The organism is Adhaeribacter arboris, from assembly GCF_003023845.1.
Lineage (GTDB): Bacteria > Bacteroidota > Bacteroidia > Cytophagales > Hymenobacteraceae > Adhaeribacter > Adhaeribacter arboris.
Window position 1 is genome coordinate 3,226,283 of sequence record NZ_PYFT01000001.1, and the last position, 14,935, is coordinate 3,241,217.

Sequence of the window (14,935 nt, forward strand, 5' to 3'; positions counted from 1 at the left end):
TTCGTCAGGAAACTATCTAAATACCTTCGTTTTTTCAGTTATTTACTTAGTTTTTGAAACGCATAAAAAAACCTGTGCTGGTAAATACATTTCCGGCACAGGTTTATAACTCAAAAGTTAGAACTTTTATTTTTCGGCAAATCGCAACTGTTCACTTAGTAATCCTTCTTTTAAAGCATAGGAGGACACTCGGATTTTGTTTAGTTCGTAGTTTTCCAGTACATGATCAATCAAAATACATGCTACTACAATCATATCGACGCGCATTTCCATCATACCCGGTATAGCTAAACGCTCAGAACGCGTTTTTTTAAGAATGTCGTCGTAAATTTCGTAGAAGTCGGATAAAGCTAAGTCTGACTCTGTACATGGGTCACAGGTACGATCGAGTCCTTTACGCCGGACATCAATATCACAAAGTGTATCGAAAGTGCCGGAAGAACCAATTAAGGCGCAAGGTTTATACTGGGCTATTGCTTCGGTTAAAGGTTCTAATTCTTTTTCTAAAAACTCCATTTCCGCTTCCATATCCGCCGCTGAGATAGGATCGGTGATAAAGAATCTATCCATCAGGCGTTGTGCCCCAATTTCAAAACTCTGTTTCCAGAAAATGGTATCGCCATCACAAATAATACATTCTACACTGCCACCGCCAATATCGATAATTAAGCTTCGTTCGGAACCAATTTCGAGCGCCGATTTAACGCCGTAATAAATTAACTCGGCTTCCCGGTCACCGGAGATAACTTCCACCTCAATGCCTGTCTGCTCCTGAATAGCCGTAATTAATTTAATTCCGTTAGCGGCATTCCGTACTGCACTGGTGGCTACTGCCCTTACTTCTGAAACCTCGTATTTCTCTATTTCAGTTTTGAAATTAGTTAGAGTTTGTAGCGCTCTTTCCACAGCATCAGGGGCAATGGCTCCTCTGCTAATACCATCCTGGCCCAATTTAACCGATTCTTTTAGCTTTACTAAAGGCTCTGGCTCGCCATTGGAATTAATTTCGGCAATTAATAAATGAAAGGTATTGGTACCCATATCAATAAGGGCAAGGCGACGGTTTTTCATTTAGTATCTATTTTGTTGTACAAAACGGTGCTAAAGCGGTAAAAGGTTCCCAAAGGCAATTTACGTTGGCCACGATCTTGTAAATAAATCTCTCCTACTTCCTGATTTGCTTTGACATGGGTATTAAAATTTTGGCTAATCAAATTTTCCAGAATTAAACCGGAAAATCCTAAAGAATACAAATTAATAAGAAAGAAGTTATCCGTTGGATCTAATAGCTGCGCGCATAATTTTAGTAGCTCGTTTAATTCATCTTCTAACTGCCATTTTTCACCATTTGGTCCCCGACCGTAAGCGGGCGGGTCTAGGATTAAGCCTTGGTAAATATTACCGCGTTTTACTTCCCGGCGCGCAAACTTCATAGCGTCTTCAACAATCCACCGGATTTGGTCTAAGTTACTGGCTTCCATGTTTTCGCGGGCCCAATAATTTACTTGCTTCACCGAGTCTAGGTGCGTTACATCGGCATTGGCTGCTTTCGCCGCTAAAGAAGCCGCCCCGGTATAAGCGAATAGATTTAATATTTTTGGCGCTTTCGATTTTAATTGCCTAGCAGCCTCGTAAATAAATTTCCAGTTGGGATCCTGCTCCGGGAATAACCCCACGTGTTTAAAAGAAGATAACCCCAGCCGGAAGCGCAGTTTCATCTCCTGGTATTCATATTTAATAAACCATTGTTCTGCCATTCCCCGACGTAATTGCCATTGACCTTTTTCCGTGCTACCTTTTTCCCGTTTAAATATAGCCTGGGCTAAGCGCTCCCATTCCGACGGCGGTAAATGTTTATCCCAAATGGCCTGCGGTTCGGGGCGGGCAAGGATGTAGTCTCCGAAGCGTTCCAGTTTTTCGAAATTCCCGGAATCTATCAGTTCGTAATCGGGCCAGTTACTAACGGTAAGAAAAGAATACATGAATATTTATTAACAGGTAATACATTTTAGGACACTAATAGTAATTCTTCAGCCTAATTTTGAGTGATTTAAACAGCTTCTTCATTATCTAGCATCTATTTAATTCAATACGTTATTAGGAATTCTAAAAGATAATCACAAAAATAATAATTCCTGTTTTAGTGTTCGCCTTAACTTCTCTTCGTAACGGTTGTAAAAAAATTGGCGCATGGAAAAAACGTAATAAAAAGGACATTATTAGAGTTCTTTCTCTTCTTTTTCAGATATATCTATATTATTCCTGGTCAGAAAAGAATAAACTTGCAGTTTCGTATTTAGTTGAATTATGAACGTTACTTTTCACAAATACCAGGGTACCGGCAATGATTTTATCATGATTGATAATCGGGAATTATTTTTTGATACCCGTAACCATAACTTGATTGCGCAGCTTTGCGAGCGCCGCATGGGTATAGGTGCCGATGGTTTCATTTTATTGCAGAACCGGGAAGGCTATGATTTTGAGATGGTTTACTTTAATGCCGATGGACGGCCCGGCTCGATGTGCGGCAACGGCGGCCGTTGCACGGTACAATTTGCCCGGGCGTTAGGAGTTATTACCGATAAAGCTTTTTTCCTGGCCGCCGATGGTAACCATTACGCTACCGTAGATAATACCGGACTAGTATCTTTAAAAATGAACGATGTTCACCAAGTAGAAACAGGTTTGGATTATTATTATTTAAACACAGGTTCCCCGCATTATGTGCAGTTTGTAGATGCTCTTGATGAACTCAATGTTTTTGCAGAAGGGCGCGATATCCGGTACAACGAGCGGTTTAAGTTAGAAGGCACGAACGTAAATTTTGCTCAACTGCAACCCGAAGCTGCTCTGTTTGTACGCACCTACGAACGCGGCGTAGAAGACGAAACCTTTTCTTGCGGAACGGGCGTCACGGCCACCGCACTTGCGGCTAGTTATAGAGGCGCTACCAGCCCGGTTTCTATAAAAACATTAGGCGGTAATTTACAAGTGGCTTTTGAGGTAAGTGCTACTGGTTTTACCAATATTTATTTAATTGGTCCGGCTCAGTACGTTTTTACCGGCACCGTAGAGGTGTAATGGCGTAATAACCCACTATGTTTTTACAAGGCGAACATATTTATTTACGCGCTCTGGAGCCAAGTGATCTTGATTTTTTATACAGTTTAGAAAACGATACTGCTATTTGGCCGGTAAGTAATACTACTACTCCATTTGCCAAACATGTATTGCAGCAGTATCTGGAGCAAGCTGCGGCAGATATTTACACGATAAAACAATTACGGTTACTCATCAATACGCACCAGCATTGGGCTGTAGGAACTATAGATTTATTTGATTTTGAACCTATTCACCAACGAGCAGGGGTGGGAATTGTAATTGCTCCTCCTTTCCGGCAACAACGCTACGCCACCGAAGCGCTACAATTAATACTAAAATATTGCCGGGAACACCTGTTCTTGCATCAGGTTTTTTGTTCTGTCAGTAATGATAATGTAAGCAGTTTACGTTTGTTCGAGAGTGCAGGCTTCTTAGCTGTAGGTATTCGTCGAGAATGGATAAGAACGCCGAAAGGTTGGCAAGATGTTATAGAATTTCAAAAAATTTTGGCGGATTAAATTTTTCTTCTTTAAATATTTATACTGTTAATTTGTTTGATTCAAAAGCCGAAAACTCCTTTTCTATAATTATAAATTTAACCTTAGCTTAATTATATAGTTGAAGGTTATATTTTAAATAAAATACAATTTTCTTCTTAAAAATACCTAGAACCAACCGTTAAGTTGCTTTTGAACGACTAAGTTTTATAGTATTTTCTTTTCACAACATAATTGTATAATTGTATTTTTTACAGGAATAATATTATATTCTTCTTTCCTATTTTGGAATTTATACGGATTAAGGGGTAAGCATTTCTACTTAAAACAGAAGTTTATTAGGCTTATTTTTGATATACGCAATATCTTTTTAAAAAATATTGCGTATTAGTCCTTATATAAGCAAAACCTTATTGCTGATTAGCTTTCGTTGAAAATTTCTTAATAAATTTCAAATTTATTTAAAGTGACAAAATAACTGTACGTAATCTCTATGCTAAAATTTGACCAGAATAGTTCTTTGAATCCTGAAGCAAAAAACATAATAGCTACCGCTAAACCCGCTGCCCTGAATGACGCAAATGCCCTTAGCCCTACCGCTGATGTAAATCAACTCGAAAACTTTATCCAGAATATGCCGGATATTGTTTGTTTATCGCATTTACGTTGGGATTTTGTATACCAGCGACCGCAGCATTTACTTTCGCGTTTTGCGAAACATGGGCGATTATTCTTCTTTGAAGAACCGCAATTCTATCATGGTGCCCAACCACATCTGGATATAAGCCGCCGCGAGGATAACGTACATATTGTAGTAGCGCATTTACCCCATGGTTTAACGCCGCAGGAATCAGATGCTATTCAGATTAACTTAGTAAATGAGTTTATTCAAGAGCAGCAAATTAAGCAATTTATTGCCTGGTATTATACGCCTATGGCCTTGGAAGTATATGGCCATTTAGAACCCGCTTTAACCGTTTACGATTGCATGGACGAACTTTCTGCCTTTAAAGGAGCTTCGCCGCGCCTACGTGAACTAGAGGCTGACCTTTTCAAGAAAGCTGACCTGGTATTTACGGGTGGGCACAGTATTTACGAATCAAAACGTACGCAGCACCCGGAAGTATATGCCTTTCCGAGCAGTATTGATAAAGCCCATTTCGCTCAAGCTCGCACAGAAATTGTTGAACCCGAAGATCAAAAAAATATTCCGCATCCCCGTTTTGGTTTCTACGGCGTGGTAGATGAACGTTTTGATATTGAATTGTTACGCGAAGTAGCCGCAATGCGCCCGGATTGGCATTGGGTAATTATTGGTCCCGTAGTTAAAATTGATCCTGCTACTTTACCACAGGCTGAAAACATTCATTATCTGGGCGGGAAAAGTTATAAAGAATTACCCACTTATTTAAGCTCTTGGGATGTAGCTACTATGCCCTTTGCTATAAATGAATCTACTAAATATATCAGCCCTACTAAAACACCCGAATACTTAGCCGGTGGCAAACCTGTAGTATCTACCCCAATCCGGGATGTAATACGCCCTTACGGCGATCAAGGATTGGTACATATTGCTGCTACTCCCCCTGAGTTTGTTGAGGCTCTGGAAAAAGCATTACTGCAACGTAACGATTCAGAATGGCTTGCCCAAACAGATGCTTTTTTAGCCAATATCTCCTGGGATCATACCTGGCAGAATATGGTAAACTTAATTCAAATTGCTATCACCGAAAAATCAAAGTAAGCTCCTAGCTTTAAACTAACCCAAATTGTTAAACTATTAAATTGAGAAACTCTATGTTCGACTATCTTATTGTTGGAGCTGGCTTTGCCGGAAGTGTATTGGCCGAACGCCTTGCTACCCGTTCTAATAAAAAAGTATTAATTATTGACAAAAGATCGCACATTGCCGGAAACGCATTCGATCATTACAATGAAGAAGGTATTTTAGTCCATAAATACGGGCCTCATATTTTCCATACCAATTCCAAAGACGTTTTCGATTATTTGTCACAATTTACCGATTGGCGTTCGTATGAGCACCGCGTGTTAGCCAGCGTAGATGGACAGTTAGTACCTATTCCGATTAACCTAGATACTATTAATAAATTATATGGCTTAAACCTTACTTCTTTTGAGTTAGAAGACTGGTTTGAGTCGGTAGCGGAGCAAGTGCCCGTAGTACGTACATCCGAAGATGTTGTGGTAAGTAAAGTGGGCCGTGAATTATATGAAAAATTCTTCCGGAATTATACTCGTAAACAATGGGGCATGGACCCATCAGAACTAGATAAATCTGTTACTTCCCGGGTACCTACCCGCACCAACCGCGATAACCGGTACTTCACCGATACGTATCAGGCGATGCCTTTAAATGGTTTTACAGCTATGTTCGAGAAAATGCTGGCGCACCCGAACATTAAAATAATGCTGAATACCGACTACAAGGAAATTGTAGACGTGATTCCGTTTAAGGAAATGATTTTTACTGGGCCCGTAGATGAATATTTTGATTATCAGTTCGGTAAATTGCCTTATCGCTCCCTGGATTTTAAACACGAAACATTAAATACCGAAACTTTCCTGCCAACGGCGGTGGTAAACTATCCGAACGAACACGCTTATACCCGGATAACTGAATTTAAATACTTAACCGGTCAAAAACATCCGAAAACCAGCGTGGTTTATGAATACCCACAAGCCGACGGAGACCCTTATTATCCGGTTCCACGGCCAGAAAATGCCGAGTTGTATAATAAATACAAAAAATTAGCCGATCAAACCCCGAATGTTCACTTTGTAGGCCGGTTAGCTACTTATAAATACTATAACATGGATCAGGTGGTAGCCCAGGCACTTACACTGTATAAAAAACTTACCGAGAAAACAGAAGAAGATAAATCCATTGCAGAAATTGAGAAGATCGTAGTAAAAGGAAAATCTTTGAACGGGTCTATTATCAAAATCTCCAGTAAAAATGGCGATCATTGATTTATGGGGCGGAGTTGAATGCAGTTGTAACCGGGTAGGAGAACAGTTCTTCGACCAGTTAAGCAGAAACGGTCATCGGGATCGCATAAGTGATCTGGATCTATTTGCCTCCTTAGGAATAAAAAAATTGCGTTACCCAGTGCTTTGGGAGCACGTTGCTCCTCAAAGCCTGGACACGCCAAACTGGTCTTGGTCGGATGAAAGATTGCAGCGTTTGCAGCAATTAAAAATCGACCCCATTGTTGGTTTGGTCCACCACGGTAGCGGGCCGATTTATACCAATTTAGCAAGTGATAATTTTGCGCCTTTACTAGCGCAATATGCCCGAATGGTAGCAGAACGCTATCCTTGGGTTAACTATTATACTCCCGTTAACGAACCCCTCACTACCGCCCGGTTTAGCTGCCTTTATGGTTTTTGGTATCCGCATCAAACCTCCGATAAAGATTTTGTTCGGGCATTATTAAATCAGGTAAAAGGTACTAAACTTGCTATGCAAGCCATCCGGCAAATTAATCCGGATGCCAAGTTGGTTCAAACGGAAGATTTAGGAAAATCGCATAGCACCAAACTACTAGCCTATCAGGCAGAATTTGAAAACGAGCGCCGATGGTTAACCTTCGATTTACTGTGCGGTAAGGTTACTCCTGAACATAAACTTTGGCAGTATTTAATAACTACGGGCCTTTCCGCGGAGGAATTACTCGAATTTGTTGAAAGCCCTCTCCCGCCCGATATTTTCGGAATTAACCATTATATCACCAGCGAACGGTACTTAGATGAGCATTTGTCTATTTTCCCGCTGCATACGCACGGTAATAACGGCCGGCATAAATACGCCGATGTAGAAGCTGTACGGGTAAAAGGGGTAGAACGAGCCGGAATTAAAGAATTATTGCAAGAAGCCTGGCAACGCTATCAAGGGGTCATTGCCATTACGGAGGCGCACCTATGCTGTACCCGCGAAGAACAAATGCGCTGGTTTATGGAAATTTGGGAGGCAGCTACCGAACTGAATCAAGCTGGGGTGAATTGTCTGGCGGTAACTGCCTGGGCTCTTATTGGTTCTTACGATTGGAACTCGTTGCTTACCCGTAGCAACGGCCATTACGAAAATGGAATTTTTGATTTACGGATAGGAACTCAACCCTGGCCAACCGCTTTAGCCGGTATGCTGAAAAGCCTGAGTCAAACCGGAAAGTACCACCACGATGTATTGCAGCACAAAGGGTGGTGGGACCGGGAAGAACGTTACGCGTACCGGCACGGAGATCCCTATATCTTTAAGCCTACGCATAAACCCATTCTGGACCATAAACAACGACCAGTGCTCATAACAGGAGCTACTGGCACGCTGGGACAAGCCTTTGGCCGCATTTGCCAGGACCGAGGATTACACTATTATTTAGTAAGCCGGGCCGAAATGGATATTACCAATCCGGAATCTGTTAAATATGCGGTAGCTCGCTATAATCCCTGGGCTATTGTGAATGCGGCCGGCTATGTGCGCATAGACGATGCGGAAAGAGAACCCAATAAATGCTACCGGGCAAATACGACAGGCCCCATTTTATTAGCGAAAATTTGCAAAGCAGCTAATATTCAACTCTTAACTTTTTCTTCGGATTTAGTTTTTGATGGCAGTAAAGCTGGCCCTTATGTGGAGGAGGATCAACCGAATCCCCAAAATGTATATGGTAATAGTAAATTCCTAGCTGAAAAAGAAATACTACGCATTCTGCCGGAAGCTTTAATAATCAGGTCAAGTGCTTTTTTTGGAATTTGGGACCGGGATAACTTTGTTCACTTTGCTCTAAAATCATTCCTGCAAGGTATTCCCTTTGCGGCAGTAAACGATGTAAAAATTTCAGCTACTTATGTGCCGGACTTGGTGCAACATTCCTTAGATTTATTAATTGATCGGGCGAATGGTATCTGGCATTTAACTAATTCAGGAGACTTTACCTGGGCAGAATTAGCGGAATTAATAGCAGATATTGCTCTTTTAAAGGATGTACATATAGAAAGGCAACCCATCTCGTCTTTTAACCTGCCGGCTTATCGGCCAAAGAATTCAGCGTTAGAAAGCACTAAATCTTATATCATGCCATCGATAGAAAATGCTCTGCATCGTTGTATTCCAGAAATTATGCAAACGTTGGCTCGAGAAAGGACTTCTGGAGATAAAGATCTATTTCCTGCAGAAGAAAAGCTAAGCGGTTAAGTCTAATTCTAAGAATTTAATAGTAAAAAGCTGTTCGTAATCTGGGCAGCTTTTTATTTTTGTTTTAGTTAAGATGAAAGCTCATAACTTTACCGTAATGTTTTCATCAGTCATGTCAATACGTCAGAGTTAAAGAATAAACTCTACTTTTGGCTTCAGTCATTACAATTTAGCTTCACTATGTATTCTTACGATCATCTTTATACCTTTACCAAACAAGTCTTTCAAAGTATTGGCTGCCCCGAAGAAGATGCTGATTTAGCTACGGAAGTATTATTATCTGCCGATCTAAGAGGCATTGACTCACATGGTATTGCCCGGCTAATTGGTTACGTACGCCTCTGGGAAACAAACCGGATTAATGCTACTCCAGACGTAAAAGTAGTACACGAGACACCCAGTACAGCGGTAGTAGACGGAGACAGCGGTTTAGGTTTAGTAGTTGCTCCCCACGCAATGGAAATTGCCATACAAAAAGCCCAAGTAGCTGGTACTGGTTGGGTTTCAGTAAAAAATTCAAATCATTTTGGTATTGCGGGTTACCATGCCATGAAAGCCTTAGCAAAAGATATGATTGGTATAGCTATGACCAATGCCAGCCCGTTGGTTGCGCCTACTAATTCTTTAGAACGTTTATTAGGAACCAATCCTATTGCGGTAGCTATACCGGCGAATGAACAACCCGCGTTTGTAGCGGATTTTGCTACCACTACTGCAGCCAATGGTAAACTAGAAATTTTACAACGTAAGAATCAAGAAGCACCCCTTGGCTGGATACAAGACGCCCAAGGTCAAAACTCTACTAATCCAAACGAACTAAAAGCAGGAGGAGCGCTAATGCCTTTAGGAGGAGAAACCGGCAGCCACAAAGGCTATTGTTTAGGTTCTATCGTTGATATATTTTCGGCAGTTTTATCAGGAGCCAATTATGGCCCTTGGGTACCACCCTTTGTAAGTTTTTTGCCCTTACCAACTAACCCCGTAGGAGCAGGCATCGGACATTTTTTTGGAGCTATGCGTATAGATGCTTTTCGTCCGGCTGATGAATTTAAAACCCACATGGATAATTGGATTACTACGTTCCGCCAGTCCAAAGCTAAATCAGAAGAAACACCTGTTCTTATTCCGGGTGATCCGGAAAGAATAATGGCGGCAAAACGCTTTCAAGAAGGTATTCCGCTTTTAGATCCCGTAGTAAAAGATTTAGAATCGTTAGCAAATAAATTTTCTTTATCCTTTTAAAGTAAAACAAAAGGGCCTTTCTTGATGAGAAAGGCCCTTTTGTTCTAACTTTTATTCTATATTTTAAATAATAGAATTACCTACTGATGAATAGTACGCCAAAGCTGTTTCGGCATCTAGGTAATCCGAATTATATTCTTTTTTATTGGCGTGAATAAACAAACAAGTTTTACCTTTAACAGCTTCAATAATTTGTTGATGGTTTTCCATAGGTAAAGCAGGACAACCTTGGCTTCGACCCAAACGACCGTGCTGCGCAATAAAAGCATCACTTACATAATCAGCACCATGCATTACTACGCAACGTTCCAGCGCATTTGTATTAAAATCTTTATCTAAACCAACTAGCTTTAAGGATTTTCCATGTTTACCCATGTAAATATCTTGGGTAACGTAAAATCCTAAACTGCTTTTCTCCGAGCTAACGGTATTGTCAAAATTTTCGGCCATGTTTTCACCGGAATTTTTACCATGTGCTACCAAGGAGTTAAACAAAACTTTCTTACCTGCTAAATCAATAACCCAAAGACGTTTTTCGGTAGATGGCTTGTTAAAATCAACAACTGTCAGCAACTTTTTATCGGATAGTTGACCTTGAGCTTTCAAGTTCAGATAACCTAATAAGGCATCATTAAAAACATCCAGCGATAAGCCACTTTTTTCTAAACTAATTTCTTCGTAAAGCTTATAAACATCTACCTGAAAAGCCGCAAAACGTAATGCTTCTGCATTAGCAGCTGATAAATGAGTATTTTCCGACTTAGTTTTATAACTTCCGGCTGGTAATGGAAAGTGCGCAAAGAAAAAAGGCGCCAAAAAAGGAATAATCCGGCGAACGCGGCGATTGCCTTTCTTTACCTTTCGAATAATATCTCTATTTTCCTGTTTCATTGCTGTTTCTTTTTATAGAAAAATAATACCTTCTAAGCTGCCTCAGAATTGTATTATACGTTATAAACAATTTTAAGGCTGGCAATTTACCACTCTTAATTTGTACAAATTCGATATTTACCCTCTAAACACAATATACTTTTTTATAGTTCATAGATAATTATTGCTGAGACAAGCTGTGAAAGGAACTTAGAAAACCACGTACATTCGCACCAATTAGCTAATAAATAGTTGTAATATTTTAAATTTCAAAATGGGATTAACGTATTACTGGTTATACTTTATAAGAGTGAATAATTTAAATTATCCATGTAGAACTATCATTAGTTCGGTAATCTACACCTCGAAAAGAAACAACTTATTACTACTGAGTTATAGGCCTAAATACCATTATTATCTCAGTAGTTCATTTTAATTAGCTAGCATAATGAAATAGAAGCGCAATAATATTTTACTGTGTCTTATCTAGAATAAGAAAGCCCTGCTTAGAACAGGGCTTTCTTATTACAACCTTATCTAAGTATAATTTTTACTTCTTCGGCTTTTTTACTAAAATAAATACTTCTTCACCCGGCCGTTTCATGTAGTATTTTTCCCGGGCATATTTTTCTAGTAATTCCGGATTACTCATCAGCTCCGTACGATCTTTTTGTACTTCCGCTATTTTCTGAACATAATATTCTTTATCGGCTTCCAAATCATTCAATTTCTTACTCATTTGATATTGAGTCATAAAATCATTCGAATCAAAAAATACCATCCATATCAGGAAAGTAACAGTAGAAATAAAATAAAAACTTCTGATAAATCTTGGCAACTGTATCTGCATAAATCAAATATAAATAAAAAAGCAGGACGGTAAAACAAATAGTTACCGTCCTGCCAAAGAAATTTTATTTTACTTTTACATTTTCTTACCGGGGAAGTAAGCCGTTTCGCCCAGTTCTTCTTCAATCCGAAGCAACTGGTTGTATTTTGCCATCCTATCTGACCGAGAAGCTGAACCTGTTTTAATTTGTCCGGTATTTAATGCTACCGCTAAATCAGCAATTGTATTATCTTCGGTTTCACCGGAACGATGACTCATAATACTCTTATAACCGTTTCTGCGACCTAAGTTAATAGCATTAATAGTTTCGGTAAGCGTACCGATTTGATTAACTTTAATTAAAATAGCATTCGCAATTGATTCGTCGATACCTTTTTGCAAACGGTTTACATTGGTTACAAATAAATCATCTCCTACCAATTGGGTAGTACTGCCAATAGATTCCGTTAAAGATTTCCAGCCCGACCAATCGTCCTCATCCATACCATCTTCAATCGAAACAATAGGGTATTTTTTAGTCCAATCCGTCCAGTAACTTACCATTTCAGCAGAAGTAAGCTTATCCCCTGTAGATTTTTTGAAATGATACTGACCGCTTGATGCATCATAGAACTCGGAAGCAGCCGCATCCATGGCAATCATTACTTGTTCGCCAGGTTTATAACCCGCCGCTTCAATGGCTTGCAATACAATTTTAATAGCGTCTTCGTTCGACTTTATATTCGGGGCAAAACCACCTTCGTCGCCTACATTGGTAGACAAACCTTGTTTATGAAGTACATTTTTTAGGTTATGGAATATCTCAGAACCCCACCGCATTGCTTCGCGGAAACTAGGAGCTCCCACCGGCATAATCATAAATTCCTGAAAATCGATAGAATTATCCGCATGACTACCTCCATTTAAGATATTCATCATAGGTACCGGCAATGTGTTAGCATTTACGCCACCCACATAGCGGTACAACGGCATTCCTAAGGCTTCAGCAGCAGCTCGGGCAATTGCCAAAGAAACTCCCAAGATAGCGTTTGCTCCTAATTTACCTTTATTAGGTGTACCATCTAATTCCAGCATTAAGCTATCAATCTTGTTTTGCTCAAATACATTTTCTCCCAGCAATTCCTCGGCAATAATATCGTTTACATTACTTACTGCCTTTAAAACGCCTTTACCCATGTATTGCGATTTATCTCCATCGCGCAGCTCTACGGCTTCGTGTTTACCCGTAGATGCTCCCGAAGGAACCGCTGCCCGACCTAGAAATCCGTTATCTGTTATAACATCTACTTCTACGGTAGGATTACCTCTAGAATCAAAAATTTGGCGGGCCTTAATGCTTGAAATTAAAGTCATCTTTTATAAGTGGTTAAAATTTATGATATGGAAACGTTACCGGTTGCAATACTACTAATTATGTCCTAGAAAACTTCAAACTGCTCTAAGCATTTTTAAGTAATTGAATAAAATTATCGAAGAGATAATTTGAATCATGTGGGCCTGGAGAAGATTCAGGATGGTATTGCACGGAAAATGCTTTTTTACCTTTTATCCGGATACCTTCAATGGTGCCATCATTTAAGTTGATATGAGTAACTTCTACTTGGTCATTATTCTTAACCGCTTCTCCATCTACAGCAAAACCATGGTTTTGAGATGTAACTTCACATTTTCCTGTAATTAAATTTTTAACTGGATGATTCAAACCTCTATGACCGTTATGCATTTTATAAGTTGCAATGCCATTGGCTTGAGCTAAAACCTGATGACCCATACAAATGCCAAATAAAGGTTTATCGCGATCCAAGATTCGATTAACACTCTCCACTGCTTGTGTAGTTGCAGCCGGATCCCCTGGCCCGTTCGATATAAAGTAACCATCAGGCCCCCAAGCTTCCATTTCATCGAAAGAGGTATCGTACGGAAAAACTTTGCACTCACATCCCCGGCTTACCAAATTATGTATGATGTTCCTTTTTACACCTAAATCTAGGATAGCCACCTTAAATTCTACCTTATCTGGTTTCATTATATACTCATCCCTCGTACTAACCTGCGATGCCAGTTCTAAACCATCCATAGAAGGAGTAGCTGCTAATTTTTCTTTAAGAACTTCTACATCTAAAATATCAGAAGAAATTATTGCATTCATAGCCCCTTTATTGCGTATATGCCGGACTAATTCTCGGGTATCAATTTCACAAATGCCAACAACACCAGCTTTCTCAAAATATTCTTGTAGCGAACCCTCCGCTGAGCGTCTGGAAAAAAAATCAGAAAATTCTTTACAAACTAGACCCTTAATTTGGACTTGCTTAGATTCTACTTCCTGATTAAGTACCCCATAATTACCTACGTGCGAAACTGTTGTAATCACGATTTGTCCGTAATAAGATGGATCCGTAAATATCTCCTGATACCCTGTCATTCCGGTATTAAAACAAAGTTCGCCTGAATTTGTACCGGTACAGCCAAGACTCTTACCTTTCCATTGGGTACCGTCCGCTAATAATAAAATAGCGTCAACTGCTTTCTTTTCTTTCATAGATGTAATGTTTTGCAAAAATAAAAAGGGATATGATTTAAGTCATATCCCTTTTAAAAATTATTGTAAAATTTAAATATTTATTAAACATCCTGAACATTTTCAGAATTAGATGTTGAACTATCAACTGAATTGGCGTTATTTTCTGTTGCACCAGCGTTTGAAGAGCTTTCACTTTCCTTTCTTTTTCCGCCTCTTCTTCTTGTTCTGGTTTTAGTTTCAGTGGCTTTAGCTGCTGTCCCTAACATTGCTTCGTTATAATCAACTAACTCAATGATGCACATATCGGCATTATCTCCTAAACGGTTTCCTGTTTTTAGAATACGAGTATATCCCCCAGGACGATTAGCAATTTTACTTGATACTTGATCAAAAAGTTCTTTTAAGGATTCTTTATTTTGCAAGTAAGAGAAAATAGTTCTTCTCGAGTGAGTTGTATCGTTTTTTGATTTGGTTAATAGAGGCTCTACATATTTACGCAAAGCTTTTGCTTTTGCTATGGTAGTAGATACGCGCTTATGCAGAATCAATGAGGATGCCATATTAGACAACATTGCCTTTCTATGAGCGGAAGTCCTGCCTAAATGATTAATTTTTTTACCGTGTCTCATTTT

General features: G+C 39.5%; 13 protein-coding genes. 6 read left to right on the top strand and 7 right to left on the bottom strand.

The window, feature by feature from the left end; all coding sequences use genetic code 11:
• Positions 1 to 126 precede the first annotated feature (126 nt).
• The gene (locus AHMF7605_RS13390; protein WP_106930108.1) at positions 127 to 1,071 is read right to left on the bottom strand and encodes a Ppx/GppA phosphatase family protein; all 945 of its coding nucleotides are present in this window, start codon (positions 1,069 to 1,071) and stop codon (positions 127 to 129) included.
• Positions 1,068 to 1,982 carry a class I SAM-dependent methyltransferase gene (locus AHMF7605_RS13395; protein WP_106930110.1) on the bottom strand — a complete coding sequence of 305 codons (915 nt, stop codon included), beginning with the start codon at positions 1,980 to 1,982 and terminating at the stop codon, positions 1,068 to 1,070. Before AHMF7605_RS13395 ends, AHMF7605_RS13390 begins: the two co-directional genes overlap by 4 nt.
• 325 nt (positions 1,983 to 2,307) lie before the next feature.
• Between AHMF7605_RS13395 and dapF the strand changes: the two genes are divergently transcribed.
• From dapF to AHMF7605_RS13425, 6 genes are all read left to right on the top strand, one after another.
• Complete coding sequence (dapF, locus tag AHMF7605_RS13400; protein WP_106930112.1) at positions 2,308 to 3,084, top strand: diaminopimelate epimerase; 777 nt, start codon at positions 2,308 to 2,310, stop codon at positions 3,082 to 3,084.
• A gap of 17 nt (positions 3,085 to 3,101) precedes the next feature.
• Positions 3,102 to 3,623, top strand: a complete 522-nt coding sequence (locus tag AHMF7605_RS13405) for a GNAT family N-acetyltransferase (protein WP_106930114.1) — start codon at positions 3,102 to 3,104, stop codon at positions 3,621 to 3,623.
• A 472-nt stretch (positions 3,624 to 4,095) separates the two neighbouring features.
• Positions 4,096 to 5,346 (top strand): glycosyltransferase family 1 protein, encoded by a 1,251-nt coding sequence (locus AHMF7605_RS13410; RefSeq protein WP_106930115.1) that lies wholly within the window; start codon positions 4,096 to 4,098, stop codon positions 5,344 to 5,346.
• Positions 5,347 to 5,399: 53 nt separating this feature from the next.
• Positions 5,400 to 6,593: a UDP-galactopyranose mutase gene (glf, locus tag AHMF7605_RS13415; protein WP_106930117.1), complete on the top strand. Its 1,194-nt coding sequence runs from the start codon at positions 5,400 to 5,402 to the stop codon at positions 6,591 to 6,593.
• Positions 6,580 to 8,817: a family 1 glycosylhydrolase gene (locus AHMF7605_RS13420; protein ID WP_106930118.1), complete on the top strand. Its 2,238-nt coding sequence runs from the start codon at positions 6,580 to 6,582 to the stop codon at positions 8,815 to 8,817. Before glf ends, AHMF7605_RS13420 begins: the two co-directional genes overlap by 14 nt.
• A 180-nt stretch (positions 8,818 to 8,997) precedes the next feature.
• The gene (locus AHMF7605_RS13425) at positions 8,998 to 10,059 is read left to right on the top strand and encodes an Ldh family oxidoreductase (RefSeq protein WP_106930120.1); all 1,062 of its coding nucleotides are present in this window, start codon (positions 8,998 to 9,000) and stop codon (positions 10,057 to 10,059) included.
• A gap of 63 nt (positions 10,060 to 10,122) precedes the next feature.
• On the opposite strand, the gene AHMF7605_RS13430 is transcribed toward AHMF7605_RS13425, so the two are convergent.
• The 5 genes from AHMF7605_RS13430 to rplQ form a co-directional block, all read right to left on the bottom strand.
• A complete protein-coding gene (locus tag AHMF7605_RS13430; RefSeq protein ID WP_106930121.1) occupies positions 10,123 to 10,950 on the bottom strand; it encodes a murein L,D-transpeptidase catalytic domain family protein in 828 nt (275 codons plus the stop codon).
• 529 nt (positions 10,951 to 11,479) lie between these two features.
• Positions 11,480 to 11,779, bottom strand: a complete 300-nt coding sequence (locus AHMF7605_RS13435) for an FtsB family cell division protein (protein WP_106930123.1) — start codon at positions 11,777 to 11,779, stop codon at positions 11,480 to 11,482.
• 75 nt (positions 11,780 to 11,854) lie between these two features.
• Positions 11,855 to 13,132 (bottom strand): phosphopyruvate hydratase, encoded by a 1,278-nt coding sequence (eno, locus tag AHMF7605_RS13440; RefSeq protein ID WP_106930124.1) that lies wholly within the window; start codon positions 13,130 to 13,132, stop codon positions 11,855 to 11,857.
• 85 nt (positions 13,133 to 13,217) lie between these two features.
• Positions 13,218 to 14,321, bottom strand: coding sequence for a glutamine-hydrolyzing carbamoyl-phosphate synthase small subunit (gene carA / locus AHMF7605_RS13445; RefSeq protein WP_106930126.1), 1,104 nt, complete (start codon positions 14,319 to 14,321; stop codon positions 13,218 to 13,220).
• 83 nt (positions 14,322 to 14,404) lie between these two features.
• Positions 14,405 to 14,932: a 50S ribosomal protein L17 gene (gene rplQ, locus AHMF7605_RS13450; protein ID WP_106930128.1), complete on the bottom strand. Its 528-nt coding sequence runs from the start codon at positions 14,930 to 14,932 to the stop codon at positions 14,405 to 14,407.
• Positions 14,933 to 14,935 lie beyond the last annotated feature (3 nt).